Below are 23,698 nucleotides of genomic sequence, written 5' to 3'. Positions count from 1 at the left end.
AATGATTTTAGTATCCTGGATTTTGTGGATTCAGATTCGGATTGGAGTTCAATTCAAGGGCAGGCAATGGCCACAAACTATCGGTGGTATTCCAGCCAGTCTTAGAAGCAGACAAGGTCTCGTCAAGTTTTCCGGTTCGTTTCAGATCAAAAAAACGCTGCCCAAATTCAGTAAACAACTCAAACCGCCTCTGATTGAGAATATCGGTTATAATTTCTTCAGCGGTAACTGCAGTTGTATTGGTAAGTCCCGCAGTAGTTCGAATCACATTTAGATCCTCCTTAGCACCTATCAGATCGCCCTGATACGCTCTGGCTTCGGCGCGGATTAGGTATTGCTCAGCCAAACGAAACACTATAGAATATTCTACCGAGCTTGGAGTGGTGGATTGCTGTTTGTATTTAGAGGCATGGTACCAAGTTGAGACTCCGTCAGTCACTTCAGTTGTCCAATGTGTTTTTCTCAGATCACCCGCTTCAAAAGCATTTACAAAATCCGGTTTAAGCCCCACGACCGGTGGTGGACCAGAAGTAAAAATGTAAAGACTTCCCTCAGCAGTATTGCTGTCGGATGTGTTAGGCATAAATTGCCAGATTGTAGTGCGGCTTTCTTTTAGAAAGATTTTATCCAAATCCGTTTCCCAGCTATAGAGTGGATTATTAATCACAGAAGAGGCGGCATTGGATGCTTCAGGATACATTCCCATATACAAATAGACCCTTGCCAAAAGTGCTTTAGCAGTACTTCGGTTGGGAAGAATGCGCTCAGGCGAAACATAATCCTCTGATAGTAATTCAACAGCTTTGTTCAGGTCCATCAGAATTAGGCTGTAGATTTTATCGGCTGGCATTCTGGACACTTTGCTGTTCAGCAGATAATCCGTTGTGGTGATATAAGGAATATCGCCATAAAGATTTAACAGATAAAAATGAAGCAATGCCCTCACAAAGATAGCTTCCCCTTGCAACTGTTTTTTATTGGCTTCGGCAATGGATATGGAATTATCCAATCCTTCAAGAACTGCATTGGCGCTATAAATCTGGCTGTAACTCTTGTTCCAGATATCGTTTACACCTAGTTCACCAGGAAATAGCGAATTGGTATAAAAATTGCTTACGTCATATGCGTAGTAGTAGTCAAATTCATCGGCGTAGAGGCCAAGATTACAGGAAACACCATTTGAATTTCCATTTAACAAGCCGCCATCTCTCATTTTGGCATACAAACCCTCCATTGCGGCATTAGCAGTTCCTGCATCTTCGAACACGGTTTTGGCTGTCAGTTGTGAAGCAGGAAGATCCACTTCCACAAAGCTGTCGCAGCCAGCTAGTGTTAGACATACCGCTATAAGGAAACAACTATTAGCAGTCAATTCTTTAGCACTTTTATGAAGTAGCTTTTTAAAAATAATAAGTATATATATCATGGCTGTATGTATTAAGGTTAAAAAGTAAGCTGTACACCAGCCGTGATTATTCTTAACGGAGGCAGGTAGGCAGTATATTTAAATTCGGGATCACCGCCTTTGTATGGGGTAAATGTTAACACATTCTGTCCCAGCAGTGAGATTTTGCAGTGCACCCCTTTGATGGCCTGTTGTGGCAAGTCATAACTTAGTGCAACATTTTTTAATCGAATAAAAGAGGCATTTACAATGGAGGCATTACTGTCCAGATAATTATAATAGGCATTTACGGCATCCCCATTTTCACCTGATGTATTCATTTGAAAGGGAACTTGATCGCCTGCATGTTGCCATGCATTGGTCATATCCGAATTCTGATTAAAGAAACTTCCTCCAGGAACGCTGGGACTGTAGTCATAATTTTTCTGTTTTACAAATTGAAAAAGAAAATCCAATTGCCAATTTCCATATTGAAACTGGTTTTCTAAACCTCCGAAATATTTTGGAGTGAGATCCTCAATATTTTTTTTGTCTTCCAAAGAAGTAATCATTCCATCTTTATTGATATCTTCCACTTCATAGAGTCCGGTTTGCGGATTGACCCCATTTAACTGATATGTCTTTACAATGCTTGTAGATTCTCCGATAACATAGCGATTAGAATAAGTAGATCCTTCGAGTCCTGGAAAAGAAAGCAGTTTGTTGTGGGAAGCCGAGATATTAAAGTTAGTTGTCCATTTAAAATTTCTACTTTCAAAATTTAAGGTTCGCAGTGTAAATTCCAGACCCATATTTTGGACGGTCGCGTTTAAATTGGCATTAATAGAGCTGAATCCAGTGGTGCCAGGCAAAGGAATTCCCACCAGCTGATTGGACGATCGATTTCGATACCAAGCCAGCGTAAAGAATATTCGATCACTTAGAAGCCCCATTTCCAATGCAGCTTCCAATTTTTTATTGATTTCCCAACTAAAATCTGGATTGTAGAGTCGTGTAGGATCCAAACCTATTGCACCATTATAATTCAGACCTGAAGAAGTATAGGTATCCAAATACTGATAATCCCCTATTTGATCACTGCCCGAACTGCCGTAACTCGCTCTAAGCTTTCCAAAACTCAAAACGGTGTTTTCCTTGAGGAAATTTTCTTTCGAGAACAGCCAAGCGGCGCCTACAGCTCCGAAAGTGGCAAACTGCTTACCTGGACCAAATCGGCTGGAGCCGTCCCTTCTTCCTGTTATGTTCACAATGTATTTTTGATCCCAATTGTAATTGAGCCGCCCAAAAAAGGCTTGGTATTTATACAGAGTTTCATCGCTTACATAAATGGATTTTTGCGTGGCAGAAGCTATATCTGTAATCTGGCTGTTGCTGGCAAAACCATATCCGAACAGGTACAGCCTTGAAGAAGTTTGCTGCTGCGCAGTACCCCCCACCAGTATGTCAATTTTACTTATTCCAAAATCATGGTTCCAGCGAAGCTGCGGTTCCACAATCCATGATTTTCTTTGAGTATTGTTGGAAAACATCGATGAGCGGTTACTTCCCAATCCATAGGCAGGATCATACATCGTCGAAGGCAATAGTCGCTGTTCAGCATTCTTTAAATCCGTTAAGCCTAAGTTAGCCTTGAGTTCCCAACTGGGGGATATTTGATAGCTAAGTACGGTATTGGCAATAAGATCATTTGTTTTTGCAGTGGTGATGGCGCGAAGTGCTGCCAATGGATTTCTAAAGGTACTGTTTTCAAAATTCAGGTTACCGTCGGCATCATATAAAGCGGGGGCATTTGGAGCCAGATTTCGTGCAGTGCGGCTAATATCGGTTTCAGGCTGTAGATTGTCTTGGGCGGTATAGCCTGTTGAAAAAGTGAGTTTAAACTTTTTATCTTCACTCCTATGGTTCATGCTAAAATGAACAGCCGCTTTATCGTACTCAAAATCTCCCGGGAGTACCGTTGTTTCAGTGTGATAGGTACCACTCAACAGGTATTGAGTTAAATCGGAACCACCCGATACGGATGCCTGCATATTGGTGATTACCGCAGTACCGCCCAAAAGTTCCTTCTGCCAATCGGTATTGCGGTTTTGATCCCAGGTTCCATTAATGTCATACGCCCAATCGGGATATGTAGTAACACCATCATTGGCAAAACCCTGTCTTCTCATTTCCAGATACTGCTGGGTATTCATCAGGTCTATCATTTTGGTAACTTTTCCAATTCCTGAGGAGGCAGAAACTGTTACATTAGTTTTCCCTGCCTTGCCTTTTTTGGTAGTAATCAGTACCACGCCATTGGCACCGCGTGAACCGTAGATAGCCGTTGCATCGGCATCTTTTAGAACTTCTATGCTCTCAATATCGTTGGGATTAATACTGTTTAACGGACTGGTAGGTGTAGGTATTCCACTAGTAGTATTGCTGTATCCGATTACTTCCGACGAATACGGCACGCCATCAATAATATACAGTGGTTCATTGCCTTCTTCACGAAGACTGTTGAGTCCTCGTATCTTTATTTGAAACCCACCGCCGGGAGTTCCTGTGTCTTGCGTGATATCTACTCCCGCCATACGCCCCTGCATCGTGGCCAATACATTGGTAACAGGTTGTTTCTCGATGTCTTTGGTAGTTATTTTGGAAATGCTACCGGTGCGTTCACTGTTCTTTACAGAATAGTATCCCGCATTGATCTTGACCTCCTGAAGTTTGGTCGTGTTTTCCTGTAAGCTGATGTTGATTGTGGTGCGCCCTTGCACGGAAACCTGTTGCGTTCTGTATCCTATATACGAAAAAACTAAAATATCTTCTGGTGAGGCAGAAAGGGTGTAATGACCATTGTAATCTGTTACGGTGGCATTTGGTTTTCCTTTTATCGAAATGCTTACGCCTGCTAAGGGATTGCCACCATCGGTTACAGTTCCTTGAATTTTAAACTGTTGGATAGTTACAAGACTATGCCGTAGTGAATTGTTGGCTTGTAAAGGGGAAAAAGACAGGATGACACCCATTAAAAAAAGGAAACAAAAAGCCTTTCCACCCCTGAAAAATGAAAAATTATTCATAATATTGGGTTAGTTAAGTGAAACGTTAGTTAATTTAGCTACGGTCCTCTAGTCTAGTTTTGCCGACGAGTTAGAGGGCCATTTTTTTGTTGTACTGCTAAGGCACAAAGTTTTTTTGTGTTTTTTTGTGTTTTTTTTAATTCATTGGCAATTTTTTAAAAAGTTTTTTAAACAGGAAAGCCTACTGCCGTTGCCTGTTGCAGCCAGACGGTGGCAGTGTCTTTCCCTACTAATTCATTAATAATTAATGATATTGCGAAACTTAAAAAAAGAAGCAGTGCTAAGAATTGAAGTTGAGTTATGCCTAAATAATGGGCATAAAAAAATGGCATGGAACTCAGCTTACTGCATCAGAGGTACTGGTATACCGAGCAACAATAAGTGAGCCCACGCCATAGGACGTGAGCATCATACTTATTACCTCGTTGCTAAAAATTACCAGTTTTCTGATACGAGATTCTAAGCGAATGCTTCAATGTTTTATTTGAAGAATCGCAAAAATACATTTTTCAATGTAATCCAATTACAAATATATAACAATATTTCAAATATGTACTATAGTACATAACATATTAATCGTTTTTTGTTTCAATTTGACTTATGCATGAATCATTAGATGAAATAGAACGTTATGTTATCTCTAAAGTCAGAGAAATTAGAGAAACTAAAAATGTTACACAAGAAGAGCTGTCATTATCAATTGGTAAAAACATTACATTTATTTCTCAAATAGAAGCACCATCAAAAAAAGCCAAATACAATGTTGTACATTTGAATTTAATTGCGAAAGCTTTAGATTGTTCTCCAAAAGACTTTTGGCCAGATAAGGCGTTGTGAAAACTTCACTTATAGACATAAAAAGAAACTTTATGAACTTATTGTGATCATTTTATGGTTCGCAAAAAAAACAAATTGTAGGCAATTTGCTGAAATAAAGACGAATTCAATAATATAATGAAAGAAACAATAAATAAAATATTATTTCCTTTTAATTTCTTAATGATTGTATCCGGAGTTTATAAATTTCGGAATATATTTAGTGCGTGGGTTAGTAAAATAGAGTGAGATTTTTAAAATTTTATTCACTTTAACTGGTCTATTTTTACTATATAAATCTCATAAAACAATTATTTCATTTTTTTAAAAAGAGTTTAAGAAGTTGATAAAAAATTAAACATAAATAACAAAAACTAAAAATTGATCTTAATAAATACCACTACTAAAAAGATGCTATAAAAAGCATCTTTTTATTTTATAACGAATACTTGTCAAATCGGGAGTATTCGAATTTAGGATACATCATTACGGGAATCACCATTTTATCTTTGAGGGATGGATTGGTATGAAAATAATAGAGTTTGTTGAGTTCTGGTTTGTTGGGCTTTACTTGAGAGGGAAGCTTATTTCAAAAAAATTAAAAACTGGCCGAAAAACTAAGTCCCCATGTAGTATTTTTAGTATATGGATTGAATCCTACCGGAGCTACATTAAGTTGTGTTTTTACCTTTTGCTTGTAGCCGCAACCATCCATTATAGTATTAAATGGATCCATAAAAAATAAAGACGTTTTTCCTAAAAAGCGCGAATTTAAAACTCTGGAATCATTTTTAAGAATGCTTTTCTTCGCATAAAAAAATCCCTCACCCATTGCAGAACCAACAATAGGTGTAATAATTAAATCTTGCACTGAAGGAATCTCTGCAAAAGCTTCAACACCGTATTCCCAGAAGAAAGTTGACATTATAGCCGAATAAGTAAAGGATTCAAAGATATTAAAGCCACAACTACGAGCTGTCATATAGTACACCGCTCCAGCATAGGGATGGGTAACATAATTAAAAAAAAAGTTGTCACTATCTACTACAGGACCCGCTTTCACATTCTCTTTCCATTTGGCTGTAATTCCGTTTTTTCTCATTTCTTCTTTGTCCCATTTCGTTACGCTTTCAGGAAGCAACAATAAAACACCGTAAATAACAACAGTAGTACCTGCGAAAAGAGCGGTATTATATCCTAATTTTCTATAATCTTTTGTTGTAGGTGGATATACAAGGGAATCTTTAACATAAAAAGAAGAGTCTAATTGGAATGAATCCTCTTTGTCAAAAGGATAACTGTTAGTATTGTCATTTTCTAATTTATCAATACTAGAATTAAAAGTTAATAAAGAGTTGTCAAATGAGAATTGGTTAGTACTACTGGTGCTGATTTGTTGTGCAAATGTTGCAATTCCCATCAATGTAAAAAGTAAGCTGTAAATATTTTTCTTTGTTTGAATCATTGGTAATGTTAAAAATATTTTATTTAATATTGTTATCAGGTGTATATCTCAGATTTGACGTCTTTCAAATAGCATATAAAAATTTCCTGCTTAAATAGATTTATTTGAGCAGGAAAAAGTATTTATATGAATGCTATTATAGATCAACTCAATTTGTAAGTTTTTGAACCGTTATATCTGATTTTTTATTAATTATAGTTTGAATCCTTTTATTTTTTATTCGATTTGTTCTTTTCTTGAAATATTGAATGCTTCTCGTTGAAAAGAGCATTATTTTAATCGAATTTTTAAAACTTCATTCGTTGTATTCTAACTGCGTTTAAAATGGCAAGCAATGCTACACCTACATCTGCAAAAACGGCTTCCCACATTGTTGCCAAACCACCAGCTCCAAGAACAAGAACAATTGCTTTTACCGCAAAAGCCAAACCAATGTTTTGATAAACAATCTGCTTGGTTTTTTTACCGATGTTTATCGCTGTAAATATTTTATAAGGCTGGTCATTTTGAATGACAATATCTGCAGTTTCAATTGTTGCATCACTGCCTAAACCGCCCATTGCAATCCCTGCATCAGCAAGGGCAACTACTGGCGCATCATTTACGCCATCGCCAACAAAGGCAATTTTTAAGTTTTGAGATTTTAATTCCTCGACTTTTTCGACTTTGTTTTCAGGCAATAAATCACCATAAGCCTGATCTATATTTAACTCTTTTGCCACAGCATCAACAACAGCTTGTTTATCGCCTGAAAGCATTACTGTTTTTACATTTATTTTATGCAAACTTTGGATTGCTTGTTTGGCATCTTCTTTGATTTCATCAGCAATTAGAAAGTATCCTGCATATTTTTGATTGATAGCAATAACGATTATTGTAAATGGCGTATTGTCAATTTCAGCATCGTAACTGATGTTGAATTTCTTCATCAATTTTACGTTTCCTGCCAAGATTTCGTTTCCATCTACTCTGCCTTTTAGTCCGTGTCCTGCAATTTCTTCGACATCGGTAACGACTACACTTTTTTCAGCGCCTTTTGCATATTCAATAATAGCAGTTCCAACAGGATGAGTAGATTTGGTTTCGAGTGCCGATGTATATTTTACTAAATCGGCTTCGGGAATATCAACGGCTACAACTTTTTGAACTTTGAAAACACCTTTGGTCAACGTTCCTGTTTTATCCATTACCACTACTTGGATTGATGCCATTATATCGAGAAAAGTAGAACCTTTGAATAAGATTCCGTTTTTACTAGCGGAACCAATTCCACCAAAATATCCTAAAGGAATCGAAATTACTAACGCACAAGGACAAGAAATAACCAAGAAAACTAATGCTCTGTATAACCACTCTCTAAACACATAATTATCGACAAAAAGCATAGGTAACACACAAATTGCAATTGCTAAAAAAACAACTATAGGCGTATAAATTTTAGCAAACTTTCGGATGAATAGTTCTGTTGGTGCTTTTTTCGCTGTTGCATCCTGAACCATTTCCAAGATTTTTGAGAGTTTACTATCAGAATAGGCAGTTGTAACTTCCACCTGAACAACAGTATTTAGATTAATCATTCCGGCAAGAACAGTTTCTCCTTTTTGTTTCGTATCGGGTTTACTTTCACCCGTTAAAGCAGATGTATTTAAGGAAGCATTGTCAGAAAGTAATTTTCCGTCGAGAGCTAATTTTTCTCCAGGTTTTAATTGGATGATTTCGCCGATAGTAATTTCAGATGCTTTTTTATCAATAGTATTTCCATCTTTGATTACTGTAGCGGTATCAGGTCTTTGATCCAATAATAATTTGATGTTACTTTTTGCTCTTTGAACAGCTAATGTTTGAAATACTTCGCCAACAGCATAAAATAACATAACAGCAACACCTTCGGGATATTCACCAATGGCAAATGCTCCAATAGTTGCAATTACCATTAATAAAAATTCCGAAAATATTTCGCCATTACGAATGCTTTCAAAAGCTTCTTTTATTACAGGAAAACCCACAGGTACATAAGCTACTCCATACCAAGCAATACGCACCCATCCTGTGAACCACGATTGAGGAAAATAGTTGTCAAAACCAATAGCAATGAGTAATAACGCAAAACTTATTATTGCTGGCAAGAACAATTGAAAAGTAGACTTTCCTTCGGTTGAATGATCATGGTCGTGTCCATCATCGTCCGAATGATTTTCAGGTTCATTGTGAGTTGTACAACAGCCAGTTTGTTTGTCGGTTTTGTGATTTATTTTTTCTTCCAATGTGCAACAAAGCTGTTTGCCGTTTGCATCGTATTTGTGTTGGTGTTTCATTTTTTAGATTTATTAACCCATTAGGGTAATTAGTTTTTAAAATTTTAGTGAACTGCTATTTATAATAATTACACCAATGGGTTGATTACTCTTTATTCTTCTCCCTTGTTGGTTAATTTTGCATTTACAAAAAATGCACCTTTTGTTACAATTTTTGCATTTGCAGGAACCTCTTTTACCAATGTTATAGCGGTATAACCCATATTAGAAACGCCTATTGCTACTTCAATTTTTTCAAAATTTGTTGTTGGTTCCTTGCTTTTTGGTTCTTCGGATTTGTTTTCTTCTTCTTGTGGTTCTTCTTCCGCTTTTTTATCGGTTACAACGAAAATATATTCCTTTCCATCTGCACTTACAATGGCATCAGTAGGGACTGCGTCAGTAGTAACATTATTTAAACTTACAATTGCAGTTATATTCATTCCGTCTATTAGTCCCGTTTTATTACCTTGAACGGTAGCGTGCACAGGAATACTTTTACTGTCATTCTCAAAGGCTGCACCTATTGAATACACTTTGGCATTGTAATCTTGTCCTGAGTTATTCGTAATTCTAAAATGTATAATTTGCCCCACCTTTAGCATAGGCAAATCTTTTTCAAAAATATTCAAATCCAAATGCAGTTGTGAATTGTCTACAATTTCGGCAACTGGTGAAGACACATCAACATAACTTCCAATTTTGGAAAACACATTGCTTATGGTGCCAGTTATTGGACTGGTCACTGACAATGCAGAACGCAAATTACTATTGTTTAAACTATTTGGATTAATACCCATTAACTGAATTTGCTGTTGCAAAGAAGCGCGGCGAGTTCTAATTGATTTTAGTTCTGCATCGGCATTTTGATAGTTTTTTAATGCCCCCGCATTCCCTGCATTGAGTTCTTTCTGTCTTGCTAATTCTTGTTCGGCAAAGATTATTTTACTGGAAGTACTCAAATATTCTTCCTGCAATTGTATAAATTGTGGATTAGCTATTGTAGCAATTACTTGACCTTTTTTTACAAAATCACCTAACTGTACATTAATGGTTTTTATAACACCCCCGTACATTGAAGTGGCATTGGCTTTGTTATTGTTAGGCACTCGCAATGCGCCGTTGGCTCTGAGTGTTGCCGTTAATTGTTTTTGTTCTATAGTCCCGAATTGTATGTCTACCGTTTTTATTTGCTCGGCTGTGAGTGACGCGATTGTAGGAGCTGCTTCTTCTGTTGTTGCTTTTTGTTCTTCTTCTGGCTTAGTTTCGGTCTTACCGCAAGAAACAAGCAAAAGACAAGAGGCAAACAACAAAAGGGGATTCTTATATAATTTTAAAGATTTCATTTTTTTTAATTTATTTATTTGTGAAATAATTGAATTCAATTATGGCGTGGTTGTAGGCATTTAGATTGTCTAAATAATTTTTCCTTATTTCGATGGCTTGACTCAAATACAATGAGAAATCAGCATAACTTGTTTCTCCAGCTCGGTAGGATTGGTTAGCGGCTTTGATAATTTCATCAGCTTGCTGCAAACCCAAAGTTTCATAAAATTGCAAACCAGATAAGCTTTTTTCCACTTCGGTTTGACGTTGAGTCAGGTCAGATTTAAGTATTTGCGTTTTGTATTGCAGTTGTTGTTCTTGTACTTCCTTTTCGGTTCTGGCGGCTTTTATTTTATTATGATTGGCACCGCTTCCGAATATTGGGAATAATGTTGAAAATGAAAAACCACTATACGGGTCATCTACACCATATAATTTCTGTGAAAAAATACGACCGGAAAATTCAGGTAAATTATTGCTTTTTTGAATAGCAATTTCACTATTGGCAATCGCTATGTTTTGTTGCAATAACAGAAGACTTGGATGATTTTCGGTTGAATTCTGCAAACCATATTCCAACTTTTCTAAAGATTTTGAAAGAGGCAAAATGGCTTCTGAGCTATTTAATAATTGCATTAGTACTTGCTGTTGCACTACCATTTCTTTTTGAAGCTGCGTGATGTTTGTTTCAATTTCTTTCAACTTCACGTTTGCTGAAATTTTCTCAATACCAGCGCTTTCTCCAGTTTTTACTTTTATGGTGGTCGTTTTTAGTAAGCCTGCATAAATAGTGTCTAATTGCTGATATAAAGCTGCCTTGTCTTGCAAATACCATAATTGGTAATAAACAGAACGGATGTTTTTTTTCAGCTCTGTATTGATTACTTCTTTGTTAACCTCGTAGTACTTGGTTTGCTCACTATAGTAATTCTTCTTGGCTTGGTTTACTTGCGGCATATAGAAAGCTTGTTGTAAACCAATTTTCCAAATACCGGTTTTATCCGAAGGGCGAAGATCTTCGTTCTCGACAAATATGCCAGTTTTAGGAAACTCCTTATTTCCTTTTATCAAAAGCTGGTTTTTTGTTATTTGTGACTGATTGATATTGTATTGCAAATTATCCTTTAGACCCAAATTCAAGACTTCATCGATAGATTTGCGTGATTGTGCCTGACCATTGCTGAATGAAAGAAACAGTCCGACAACTAAAATGGTTGTTATCGATTTTCCTTTTATTTTAATTTTTGTATTGAATATGATATATAGTAAAGGCAACACAAATAAAGTCAAAAATGTTGCTGAGAGCAGTCCGCCAATTACTACAGTTGCTAATGGTTTTTGCACCTCGGCACCTGCACTGTGTGACATTGCCATTGGTAAGAAACCTAATGAGGCAACGGTAGCCGTCATTAAAACGGGGCGCAGTCTGATTTTTGTTCCTTCAATAACGCGTTTGATAACGTCATCCCAGCCCTCTTTTTCGAGTTGGTTGAATGTACCTATAAGTACAATTCCATTCAATACAGCTACTCCAAACAATGCAATAAAACCTATTCCTGCTGAAATACTAAAAGGCATTCCGCGAAGGATTAATGCGAATACTCCTCCAATTGCACTCATTGGAATTGCAGAAAATATTAAACTGGCTTGTTTCATAGAATTGAATGTAAAGTACAAAAGCATAAAAATCAATAATAGGGAAATAGGAACTGCAATCATCAATCGATTAGACGCTTTTTGTAAGTTCTCAAATGTTCCTCCATAAGTAAAATAATAACCAGATGGTAATTTTACTTTTGTTGCTAATTTGTCTTGAATTTCTTTTACAACACTTTGTACATCTCTATCCTGTATATTGAAACCAATAACGATTCTACGTTTTCCAGCTTCTCTACTAATTTGCGCAGGGCCTAATTTAAAATCAACTTTTGCCACTTGTGATAATGGTATTTGATTTCCTGAAGGTGTCGGTATCAATAAATTATTCACGTCCTCAATACTTCTTCTTGATGTACTGTCCAACCGCACCACTAAATCAAATTTTCGCTCGTTTTCGTAAACTACACCTGCAGCTTTTCCTGCAAAAGCAGTACTTACAATACTATTTATGTCTTCTACATTTAGACCATAATTAGCAATTCGCAAACGGTCATATTCTATATTGATTTGTGGCAAACCATCTACTTGTTCTACTTGAGGAGATGAAACCCCTTTTACATTTACAATCACATTTTCGACTTTTTTTGCATATACGGAAAGGCTGTCCAAGTTTTCTCCAAATATTTTTATAGCGACATCTTGTTTGATTCCAGTCATTAATTCATTGAAACGCATTTGAATCGGTTGACTTTTTTCGATAAAAACACCGGGTATCACACTTAATTTTTCTTCTATTGCATCACCTAGTTCATCATAAGTTCTACCTGATTTCCATTCGTCTTGCGGTTTCAGAATAATCATTAAATCGGTTGCTCCAGGAGGCATAGGATCAGTAGGCACTTCGCCTGCTCCAGTTTTTCCCACTACAATTTTTACTTCGTCAAATTGTTTTACAATTCTTGCGCCTTGCATTGAGGTTTCAATACTTTGGGATAAAGAAGTTTCGAGAGGCATTTTAAATTCAAACGCATAATCTCCTTCCGCTAAATTTGGGATAAACTCTCCACCCATTTTGCTAAAAATAAAAAAGGTAACTAAAAGCAATGCAACAGTAATTCCAACTATTTTGTATTTTATCTCAATAACCTTTACCAAAAGAGGCTCGTATTTTTTATACAAAAAGTCCATCATCTTATCAGAAAATGTCTTTTTATGACTGATAAGCTTAGGTAAAAACAGGGCACTCATCATAGGAATATAGGTCAATGAAAGTATCATTGCTCCAATAATGGCAAACGAAACTGTTTTAGCCATTGGCCCAAACATTTTTCCTTCAATTCCCACCAAAGATAGAATTGGGAAATAAACGATCATAATAATGATTTGGCCAAAAGCTGCACTGCTCATCATTTTTTTAGCACTATATTCTACAGCGTGATCCATTTGTGGTTGTGTCAGTTTCACCTTAGTTTTATTGTGTTCTAAAAAATAGAGGGAAGCTTCTACGATAATTACGGCACCATCTACAATTAGACCAAAATCTATGGCTCCTAAACTCATCAGATTTGCACTTACTCCAAAAACTTTCATCAATCCCAAAGCAAACAACATAGAAAGAGGTATAGCAGACGCTACGATAAGTCCCGCACGAAGATTTCCTAGAAATAAAACCAATACAAAAATTACAATTAATGCACCTTCAATCAGATTTTTTTCAACGGTAGAAATGGCACGGTTAACAAAGGTGCTTCGGTCAATAAATGGTTCAACTACAACATCATCTGGTAATGATTTTTGTATGACAATCATTTTGTCTTTTATCCTTTGTACGACTTCATTACTGTTTGCACCTTTTAGCATCATTACAATACCACCAACTGCATCTACTTTCCCGTTATAAGTCATTGCTCCATAACGCACTGCACTTCCAAACTTGACATCAGCAACGTCTTTAATAAAAATAGGAACACTATTTGGGTTGCTCTTCACAACAATATTTCTTACGTCTTCTAAAGAAGTAACCAGACCAACACCACGAATAAAATAAGCACTTGGTTTTTTGTCAATGTAAGCACCGCCTGTATTTTGATTGTTTTTTTCTAAAGCATTAAAAATATCAGGAATTGTTACTCCCATTGCTTTTAAGCGATTTGGGTTCACGCCAACTTCATATTGCTTTAATTTACCACCAAAACTATTTATTTCAGCAATTCCGGGAGTTCCGTTGAGTTGTCTTGCTACTATCCAATCTTGCATAGATCGCAAATCCATTGCAGAATATTTATTTTCACTTCCTTTTTTTGGATGTAAAATATATTGGTACACTTCGCCAAGTCCTGTACTAACGGGACCTAATTCGGGTGTTCCTATTCCTTGTGGTATTTGACTAATCGCTTCTTTGAGGCGTTCACTAATAAGTTGTCGTGCAAAATAAATATTGACATCATCATCAAAAACGACTGTGATTACTGATAAACCAAAGCGTGAAATACTTCGGGTTTCTTCTAAATCGGGAAGATTTGCAATACTTTGTTCTATTGGGAAAGTTACCAATTGTTCCACTTCCTGCCCTGCCAAAGTGGGGCAAAGCGTAATAATTTGTACCTGATTGTTTGTAATATCCGGTACTGCATCAATAGGTAATTTGGAAGCACTCCAAACCCCCCAAATGATTAAGAATAAAGTCATCAAACCAATGATGAATTTATTATTTATACTAAAATGAATGATTCTGTTTAACACTATTTATAATGATTAATGTTTATTAATTAATTTATAATTCACAGTAATTGAATGCATCAAATACTGTAAAAGTGATTAATGAAAATTAATAGTGTTATTAATGCACAAGTCATTAATAGCCATTCATTTAAACATTAATCAAAAAAAATTAAGCATTAATTTGTGGCGGTTGCCAAATGCTTCCGTAGAAATTGGAAGTAAGAATTGATTTGTATTCAGGCAGTTTTTTGTCAATTATGTTTTTAATGGCAACAAAATTGTAATTGCATATTGTATTGTAGGCGAAACCTTGGCAACCACAACAGTTACAAATGCACAAAGGAGAACAGGTGTCTTTTTCGTGGTGCTGTTTTGAGCTATTGGTTATAGTTACTTTTACAGACGAAACGCCTTGTTCCTTGTCTGCACAAGGCATACAGGAAAGTACTACGATGATAATTGACAATATGATGTTTGTAAATTTCAAGACTGTAAAAATATGATTTTTATTTTTATAATTAATAAATTATTTATAATGATTATTAATTATTTGTAATATTTATTGTAGTAGTACCAATATTTTGCAGCAACTCCCAATAACAAAAGCAACAAAAGTAGTATTATCATTATAGTACGAATAACAGTGTAAACCGTTATTGGCTTTTTGGATTTAGGTTTAGGGTTGTTCGGTCTTTTTGTTTTTTGCTTTGCCATTATTATATCTATAACTGTAATTAATTTAAATAAAGAAAACTTTGTAACTAACTCTATCAAGTAGAATTGTATTCTTTTAATCATCAAAAAAATTAAGCAATAATTTGTGGGGGCAGCCAAATACTCCCGAAGAAATTGGAAGTAATAATTGATTTGTATTCAGGAAGATTTTTATCAATTATAGTTTTAACCGAAAAGATATTATAAGAACAAATAGTGTTGTGAACGTGACCTTGACATCCACAGCAACTACAAACACATAAAGGGGAGCAAATATCTTTATTGTGATGTTGCTTTGAACTATTGTTTATAGTCATTTTTTCAAACGATACATCTTGTTCCTTATCTGCACAAGGCATACAGGAAAGAATCAGAATTATAATTGACAATATGGTGTTTGTAAGTTTCAAGACTGTAAAAATAGTTTTTTTTTATTTTATGCTTTTGAAATTAAAAATTTTAAAATACTGAATAAGATAACTTAACAGTAACTAAAGATAAGAACAAATACTACTTGGAAATATTTTTCAATTTTTACAAATCTTCGATGCAATAGTTCAAATTTATTCGGATGGGGCTAATAGACCAAATATTAGAGCCAACATTTCTCCTTAATGGATTAGATTTCTTATAGTCCTATAACCTATAATGATTAGAAATTAAAAGCCAAACTCCCCTTTTTAAGGACATCTTATATCTTCAAAGTCGGTAATAAATACTTTTACATGAGATTTAAATAACCGATCACCATGAAGCCATTTACTTTTGACCAAATACCTATAATGATGAACAAAATTCATGATAAATTAGAGCATTTGGAAAAACTTATTGTAAGAATTTCCAATGTAGAAGAAAATAAAGAAGAAGTTCTAAACATTCAAGAAGCATCAAAACTTTTGGATCTATCGGTATCAACAATTTATAGTAAAGTGTGTAAAAGGGAAATCCCAGTTAATAAACAAGGTAAACGTATTTATTTTTATAGACATGAGTTAATGAAATGGATTAAGTCTGGTCGGGTAAAAACTTATTTAGAAATCCAAAACGATATTGAAAAAAGGTCAAAAATCTAATATTTAGATTTTTGACCTTTTTACTTTTTAACCTTCATGTGTAAGTACTCTAATCATATATTACTCAGCTTTTTTTATATCAATGATATAATCAATATTAAAAGTTTATAACTATTTTTGTGTAAACAACTCCTATGAGTTTATGTTATCTTGATAAGGATACTTTGTTTTGTTTTGCGATAGTTTGCTTTAAATTGTACCATAATTGTACCACTAAAGTTGAAAACTCTATTAAAATAAGGAATGTTATTTTCTGCATCGGGAAATAAAATCCTTTAAAATAGTATAAAAAGGCGTTAATTTCATCAATGAATTAACGCCTTTTATATTTTGATATCCGTGAGAAAATAAAAATTCCTATTACACTATTATTTCTTTTTGGCTTACCGTAAGCAGCTGATTTGACAAAAGAAATACAAGTATTTTTTTTGCCTTTTCTATTGGCATATAATTATTCAAATGATCTAGAATGCTTGAAACTACTTTACCATTCATGTTTTTCAAAAGCAAAAACAATTCTACTTGATCCAGATACACTAAAGGTCTCTCCAAATTAGGGTGAATTAGGGCTTGTTTTAGTATTATACAATCATTATCAATTGCATAAACAGTTTTAAACGTAATATTAGAAGAAACAGTAATTACCTCATCCCAAAGTCTGTATAAAACAAAATCAACAGGGATTGGTTCTACTTGTTTTTTTTCAAATACAGTCCTTTCTTTATTAAACTCCTTTTCTAATTTCAGTGTGAAATCGGTTTTGTTTTTAGAGATATCAAGTTGAAAGTTGGCTCTTTTCATCCAGAATTCTGACTCTTCAGAACAAGCCCATGCTTGACTATAATAATCTGCTGTCCAATGTGCATGATTTACAACCGACTCAATCAATTTTTCTTCATAGAACTCCTTTGGGTGTTGTGAATCTGGATCTTTCAAATAGGTATTTATGGCAATAGCCACCTGCAAAGAAAAGCGCATTGCTTTTTCTACACCAGTAGAAGAAAGTGGGTCTAATGTAAAAGCAGCTTCCCCTATTTTTATAAACTGATTATTCCAAGGTACCTGATTAACAAACGAAGTAACGGAGCAAGTTTCTATAAAACTACTCTCAATTTTGTTTAGAAAAGGAGAAAATAATTTTGTTTTACTCATTACATCTAAAAGATGTGACTGTTTATTCTTTTTTAGTGTGATTGGGTCTGTAAAAGTCATAATCCGATAGCGATTTCCACAAACCGGTGATCCCCATAACCAACCATTATCAACAGCTTCAATACATGCTTCTTTATAAATAGAATTATCGACATGAGTCCACATTGCAACAGCCGATGGAGCAATTGGAACTCTTTCATTTAAAAGTGACCCTTTGCGACCCCGTGCGTCTAATACAATTTTTGAATTGATTTTAATTTCGGTCGAATCCTTTATTATATCTAATATCCATATGTTTTTGGAGCTTATGGAATGTTTTAATTTCCCAGGCTGTATTAAATATAAACCTTTAGAAACAGCGAACTTAAGTAATTCATGATCGAGCTTACTTCTATCAACAATTATCCCTCCATTGTTTTGACTCGGACGATGATAAATATTCTCCTTATCTTCCCAAATTACCTTAGCGGAAATATTTTTTAAATACATTGAATCTTCTAAAAGATGATCCGCATTTAAATATTCAAAAATATTGTGAATCCCGGGGGAAAGTGACTCCCCTATTTGTGGTCTTGGAAATTGCTCCTGCTCCAACATACCTACCGAATATCCCATATCCAATAGTCGTATCGCAGCACATAATCCAGCAGGGCCAGCTCCTAGAATAAACACATCAAAAATTTCAGGGAATGTTTTCATCGACAATTAATTATTCCAATTGGGTTTTAATCGTGATAATCTTTCATTGGCTTGAATGGTATAGAACAACCATGATCTTATATAATCACAGGCCGGTCTTCCTTTTTCAATTACTTCATGATGACATCCGCCTCCACAAAGATAACGAGCCCAACATTGTGAACAGGGGTCTTGTTTATTTACATGTCGTGAAGCAAGCCAATTGTTTTGAAGATCAGCTTGTATGCCATTATTTAAATCGCCCATTTTTCCAACATCTTCGTTTACAAAACGATGACACGCAAATAAATCTTCATCCGCAGATACGCCCATGTAACCTGCACCTGCACCGCATGGATAAGGTCTATGGGTTCCTTTGGAAATTTCTTTCAATGCATTAACCATATTCAAAAAAGGATATCGTTTTCCTGCTAATACATTTTTCTCAAAATTAAGTCCGCAAGCAATCATGTTTTCTAACATAACAGACAGCTGCTCTTTATTCATTTCGTTTTGTCCATTACTGGATCTTAACAAAGGTGAAAAACCCACCCCATGAAACCCCATCTGAATAAATTCATCCAAAACTGCCGGAAGGTTAGTATTTTCAGGAGTTACTGTTACTCTCGCAGATACCTGCATTTTTTTTTGCAAAGACAATAAGGGCTGAATATTTTTTATAATGGTATCATAACTTCCTTTACCTCCCTTCATTGGGCGATTAATATCATGATCTTTACCTATTCCGTCCAAACTAATGGTTACCGAAAAGCCATATTCTTCAAAAAAGATTGCATCACTTTCTGTAACCAAAGTTCCGTTTGTAGTAATAGAATAACTGACTTGTATGTTTTTGCTTTTTGCGATTGTTTCTGCATAAATGGTTGCTTCTCTAATCGCTTGTCTATTAATAAGTGGTTCTCCTCCCAGGAAGGTAAGTTGTGCTTTTCCACCTTCGGGGCAATCTTTTAACAATAAATCGATAGCCTTAAAAGCGGTTTCCAAAGACATATTTTTTGTAGGTCCTCCAAAATCACCCTGATCTGCATAGCAATACGTACAACCCATATTGCACTTTTGAGCTATTGCTAATGATAAAGCATACAATCGAGGACTTTGTAATGGCTCGTCCGTAATATATTCCGGAGCGTCCAGTCCCAAAAGAACTAACTCATTTTGCAGACCTTTTTCATTCTTTTGATCCATTAAAGAAGTTATTCTTTGCTCTACTTCCTGAGAAATAGTATAAAGTCTGCTTCCATTTGGAATAAAAATCTGAGTCGATTGACCTCCTTTTATCAAATGTGCTGTAGCAGAACGTGGTCTTGATTGGGGGACAATCATTTGTGCCAACTTCGTTGCAATTGGCACATTTTTTTCCTCCTCTATGAAACTTTCAGTAGCCGCTATCATTTCTTTTTTGTTGATTTAGGTTTTACTGGCTTACTTTCTATTGCATCTTTTCCTTCAATAATAAAATTGAGTTCTCCTTGCCAATTTTCAAAGAGATCTTGGTAGGAAATCAATCTTGAGTTTTGCCAATCATCCGGGATGTAAGATCCTGTTCGTTTTTTTGACATCCATAAATCCCCTGTACTCAAACCATTTTCATCTGGAACGATATTTACAAAATCAGGTCTGCTGGCTGCCCAATAGTAACAAGAACATTCACGGTAATCATTTTGCCAAGGAGCACAAAGACCTTGAGTCAATTCACCGGGTTGTAAAATAGTATCTGAAAATGCAGCACTATTGCCATCAAATATTTTATTAACTGTTAATTTTACTGCAGTGTACTTTTTCGGATTATCCAATTCCTTTAAATCAACCACTACTTCTTCTGTTGATTCCTCAGCTGTAAAATGGCATATTACTTCCTGTCCTTGTTTTTGCAAAACTTCAACCATAGAGTTCGACCATTCCATAAATGAAACACCGTTTGGATTCGAATCTGTTTTTAAGGGTACACTTGGTCCCTCTGGAAATACAGGTCCAAAGGTTTGTACCATTGTAGGTTTACGTTCTATAGCAACCAATCGATGACCTTTTAATTTATAAATTTCATCGCATTCCAGTACATAATTATTATTTTCAATAAGGACAATTCCATTAAATGCTCTTCTCCAAAGATTTCTAAAATCAAATTCCAGTCCAGGAAAGCAATTTGATATTGCTGTTCTTGGTAAAACTGCAATAGGATTTCCTGTTCCTCTATAATGTAATTGCGCTGTTAAATTATTGGCAACTAAAGGCGAGCCATACGATACTGGCAACGTATCCGGATTAATATCCTTAAACATAGAAGTAGCTGCTGCCTTTACAATCATATTGATTTGTCGATAGGTAAAAGTAAGTGACCTACCATCGGCACCACGCATTAATGCAGGCATTTTTCGAAGTGCTTTACTTGATAAATCTCCTATTTCTGTAGGTTTACGTAATAAATCACCAAACCAAGGCGATGCCCCAGAACTTAAACCATTAAACACTCTTTCATGTAATACTTGCAAAGCAAGATTATCAACAAGAGAGGTTGCCATAATAGGTTCAAAAAAACGTCCAAAATCATTTGTATTTTGACGTACCATAGTGCTGGCAACATTCTGTTTCCCTTCATAACTATTACCATTCATAATCGTTGTATTCATCAAACGAATGGTCTCAAAAGCTCTGCGAATAATTTCTTCGGCTTCTTCTATACTTACTTCTCCTTCTATATCCGTACCCAATATAATTTGTTCTAACTCATCTGATACTACACGAATTGGCAAAGTATCTGGAGCGAAAGAAGGAGGTCCAGCACTGATATGTGCTTTGGCTGTTAATGTCTTTTCACCTGAAACTTTTAGTTTAACAGTTACAAAACCATCACATTCATCATCAACATATCCCCAGCTTACCTGCCAACTTTCTTGTTTATCATCAGTATATGAATAGCCCGCAAAAATTTGTGCCGGAGCAGTGTAGAATATATTAGCAGTGCTACCTTCTTTGTAATCACGCCATTTTCCTTTGTTTTTATCATACAGTATTTGATCTTCACTTTTAAAAGTCGGATCTAGCTCTATATCATTATCACCTTGACCTGTTTTTCTGTATAAATCTGAACCATACACTTTTCCTCCAGCAGGTGTATATCGCAATCTTAATTCTGGAAATTCTGCTGTCGGTTTTACATACTGAATAGAACCCAGCGGTAGTTTTTTGTTTGGGAGAAAATTTTCACAATCAGCTAACAATGGTTTTAATTCATGTGAATTAATTCCTTTGATTGTTGCTGTCATTTTATCATTTACATCCCCAGTTCTTCTGAATATTTTTATGTTGGCTACATTTACATCCCAGCTGATATCTTCTAAACTTAATTGACATTGCTTAAGTAGTTCTTCTGTAAGAGGTACTAAATCCTTCGGATTTTGGTCTGTAATAGCAAACACTTCCAAAAAAGGAGAAACCGGATGTATCTTTCCTTTTCTATCAGCTAGACTTGTAACTTCTTTGAATTTTATATTTGTAGGCACATGAGCTTTAATTTCTCCTGAGTATGGATCTACTGATAAAGTCGTTTGTGGAGTAATCTCTCTATAGTCAAGTGGTTTTTCTTTTGATAATTGAAGATCATACGCAGCCATTGGTTCATTTGATTCTCCTAATCTGCCAATTGCAATAGGCGGAAGAATTCGTAATTCTATAATTTTCATATCGTAGTATTTTTTAAATATTTTAATTGAATTAATTTAAAGCTAAACCAGATTATCTTGTGTTAAGTTCGCAATTGCAAGTAGTAATTTTTGATCGGCTTCTTGTAATCCATTCAAATATTGAATATGTGGTTGGTTTTTAAAGTGCTTTAACTCTTTTATGATGTTATTTGATGCTTCCAGAAGATCTTGATGTAATCTCCATCGATTGTGTTCTCCAAAAGGCAAATCAAATGTATAAGGGAGTGTAAATGGTGGCCCAGCCATTATTTTACCATCTTCAATAGTAGGAGTTTGAACTAAGATAGTCGCCAAACTTCTTAAATTATACATTTCACCGAAGGCAGAATTGATGATCATACCACGAGGAGAAGAATTCCCTGAATTGTTAAAACCATTATCCAATAAAAAACTATGATTTAGGAAATTAAGTAATAATCGATAACGGATATCACATAAATTTGCCCAAAGTATTGCTTCTGGATTTGTAATTTCATCAGCTCCATCTTCTATTGATGGAATAGTAGAATTGGAATCCACTGCTGCATCATTTTTAGAGCCCACATAAGGATTCGTAGCTACATTACGAGAAGGCTCAAAATATTCGTTTACTTCCAATATCTCTTTGTATTCTTTGTAGATATGCAAAAACCGTTCAAAATGAGATGGCGTAGCATCCTCTTTTGTATCTAAACCTTCCCCTTGCTCTGCTATTTCTGACAATGCATTATAAGCATCATCACGAGATAATAATGGTGCCACCAATACATCGGGGCTTTTGGTATAAATATTTTTTCCATCACTTCCTCTGTTACCTCCAGTATATCCTCTTCCCCATTCATCAAACTTAGCTTGGCAATTATACGTTGCAGCTTGAAAGGTTTCATCAGATATTACCTCAGGATCTTTGATTAATTGAAGCAATACTATAAATAAGGCCCCAACTGTATGCGGATCTGATACGGTTGAATCTACATTCTTTAAAATTTCTTTTGCCAAAGGATCATCACTTTCCAGCCAATCAGCAGGAGCCTCCGCATAAACATACTTAGCAAGTGAGTTCATAGAAAATTTTTCTAAAGTAAAAGGAAAAGGATAAAAAGGACTATCCCAAGGATAACTTTCTCTTCCAAAATTTAAGGGCGCTCCAATCACTTTCAATACATTTTGAACCGAAATAAAATGCCCCATTTCTTCTTTTGCAATACCCAAAATTATGTTTTGCCAAGTATGTACTTTTTCTTGATGCTCTTTTGGAATTTGTGCCCCACCCATACTATAAGCAGAATATAAATACTGCAACATCAGTCCTTGCTCAATTTCGGCATCTATTTGAAGTAACATCGTAATGTAGTCTTTCCCATTAAATTGAGAAGGTACCTTAAATGGTTTTTTACTTTCACTTTCTGTCGTGTCATAAGTACTTATAACACTATTATCAGCCATAAACATTTTTTTTGAAGAGGTGTCTTTTAGCTCATTATTACTTTTTGCCCATTCTAATATTGGTAAAATAAAATGGTCTCTTTTCTGGTTGAAATTCATAATATATTGTTTAGTTAAATTTCTATTTAATCATTCAAAGATTATAGCCTTGAAAAACAATGACTATTAGTATTTATAAATAGTATGCTTTTAAAATCTATAAAAACTGTAATCTTTAGATGCAAAAAACTCCACAGTATCTCT

14 protein-coding genes are annotated in these 23,698 nt (G+C 35.2%); 2 read left to right on the top strand and 12 right to left on the bottom strand.

From position 1 onward, the window contains the following. Window positions 1-7: 7 nt before the first annotated feature. Window positions 8-1,426, bottom strand: a complete 1,419-nt coding sequence (locus tag CLU82_RS17895) for a RagB/SusD family nutrient uptake outer membrane protein (RefSeq protein WP_100844382.1) — start codon at window positions 1,424-1,426, stop codon at window positions 8-10. 17 nt (window positions 1,427-1,443) lie between these two features. Next, a complete protein-coding gene (locus CLU82_RS17890) occupies window positions 1,444-4,470 on the bottom strand; it encodes a SusC/RagA family TonB-linked outer membrane protein (RefSeq protein ID WP_100844381.1) in 3,027 nt (1,008 codons plus the stop codon). Window positions 4,471-5,070: 600 nt separating this feature from the next. On the opposite strand from CLU82_RS17890, the gene CLU82_RS17885 reads away from it, so the two are divergent. Beyond that, window positions 5,071-5,307 carry a helix-turn-helix domain-containing protein gene (locus tag CLU82_RS17885; RefSeq protein ID WP_100844380.1) on the top strand — a complete coding sequence of 79 codons (237 nt, stop codon included), beginning with the start codon at window positions 5,071-5,073 and terminating at the stop codon, window positions 5,305-5,307. Between the two features lie 577 nt (window positions 5,308-5,884). Here the strand turns inward: CLU82_RS17885 and CLU82_RS17880 are convergent. The 6 genes from CLU82_RS17880 to CLU82_RS20780 all read right to left on the bottom strand — a co-directional run bounded on the left by CLU82_RS17880 (window position 5,885) and on the right by CLU82_RS20780 (window position 15,794). Further along, a complete protein-coding gene (locus CLU82_RS17880; protein ID WP_100844379.1) occupies window positions 5,885-6,751 on the bottom strand; it encodes a DUF3943 domain-containing protein in 867 nt (288 codons plus the stop codon). 287 nt (window positions 6,752-7,038) lie between these two features. Then, on the bottom strand, window positions 7,039-9,066 hold the full coding sequence (locus tag CLU82_RS17875; RefSeq protein WP_100844378.1) for a heavy metal translocating P-type ATPase: 2,028 nt from the start codon (window positions 9,064-9,066) through the stop codon (window positions 7,039-7,041). Between the two features lie 92 nt (window positions 9,067-9,158). Next, window positions 9,159-10,391: an efflux RND transporter periplasmic adaptor subunit gene (locus tag CLU82_RS17870; RefSeq protein ID WP_100845074.1), complete on the bottom strand. Its 1,233-nt coding sequence runs from the start codon at window positions 10,389-10,391 to the stop codon at window positions 9,159-9,161. 10 nt (window positions 10,392-10,401) lie between these two features. Continuing rightward, the gene (locus tag CLU82_RS17865) at window positions 10,402-14,712 is read right to left on the bottom strand and encodes a CusA/CzcA family heavy metal efflux RND transporter (protein WP_100844377.1); all 4,311 of its coding nucleotides are present in this window, start codon (window positions 14,710-14,712) and stop codon (window positions 10,402-10,404) included. Window positions 14,713-14,860: 148 nt separating this feature from the next. Further along, window positions 14,861-15,178, bottom strand: coding sequence for a DUF6660 family protein (locus CLU82_RS17860; RefSeq protein ID WP_369829038.1), 318 nt, complete (start codon window positions 15,176-15,178; stop codon window positions 14,861-14,863). Between the two features lie 319 nt (window positions 15,179-15,497). Next, complete coding sequence (locus tag CLU82_RS20780; protein ID WP_157813399.1) at window positions 15,498-15,794, bottom strand: hypothetical protein; 297 nt, start codon at window positions 15,792-15,794, stop codon at window positions 15,498-15,500. Between the two features lie 360 nt (window positions 15,795-16,154). Between CLU82_RS20780 and CLU82_RS17855 the strand changes: the two genes are divergently transcribed. Beyond that, window positions 16,155-16,478, top strand: a complete 324-nt coding sequence (locus tag CLU82_RS17855) for a helix-turn-helix domain-containing protein (RefSeq protein WP_100844376.1) — start codon at window positions 16,155-16,157, stop codon at window positions 16,476-16,478. A 360-nt stretch (window positions 16,479-16,838) separates the two neighbouring features. Here the strand turns inward: CLU82_RS17855 and CLU82_RS17850 are convergent, their stop codons facing one another. From CLU82_RS17850 to CLU82_RS17835, 4 genes are read right to left on the bottom strand one after another with little or no spacing between them, the layout of a single operon-like run. Next, window positions 16,839-18,329 carry an NAD(P)/FAD-dependent oxidoreductase gene (locus CLU82_RS17850; protein WP_100844375.1) on the bottom strand — a complete coding sequence of 497 codons (1,491 nt, stop codon included), beginning with the start codon at window positions 18,327-18,329 and terminating at the stop codon, window positions 16,839-16,841. A gap of 6 nt (window positions 18,330-18,335) precedes the next feature. Further along, window positions 18,336-19,721 carry a radical SAM protein gene (locus CLU82_RS17845; protein WP_100844374.1) on the bottom strand — a complete coding sequence of 462 codons (1,386 nt, stop codon included), beginning with the start codon at window positions 19,719-19,721 and terminating at the stop codon, window positions 18,336-18,338. After that, the gene (locus CLU82_RS17840; protein ID WP_100844373.1) at window positions 19,718-22,009 is read right to left on the bottom strand and encodes a hypothetical protein; all 2,292 of its coding nucleotides are present in this window, start codon (window positions 22,007-22,009) and stop codon (window positions 19,718-19,720) included. The genes CLU82_RS17845 and CLU82_RS17840 overlap by 4 nt, the downstream gene beginning before the upstream one ends. A gap of 42 nt (window positions 22,010-22,051) precedes the next feature. Continuing rightward, window positions 22,052-23,554, bottom strand: coding sequence for a ferritin-like protein (locus tag CLU82_RS17835; RefSeq protein WP_100844372.1), 1,503 nt, complete (start codon window positions 23,552-23,554; stop codon window positions 22,052-22,054). Window positions 23,555-23,698 lie beyond the last annotated feature (144 nt).

Source organism: Flavobacterium sp. 5 (genome assembly GCF_002813295.1).
Taxonomy (GTDB): Bacteria; Bacteroidota; Bacteroidia; order Flavobacteriales; family Flavobacteriaceae; genus Flavobacterium.
This window is presented reverse-complemented; position numbering and strand designations above follow the sequence as displayed.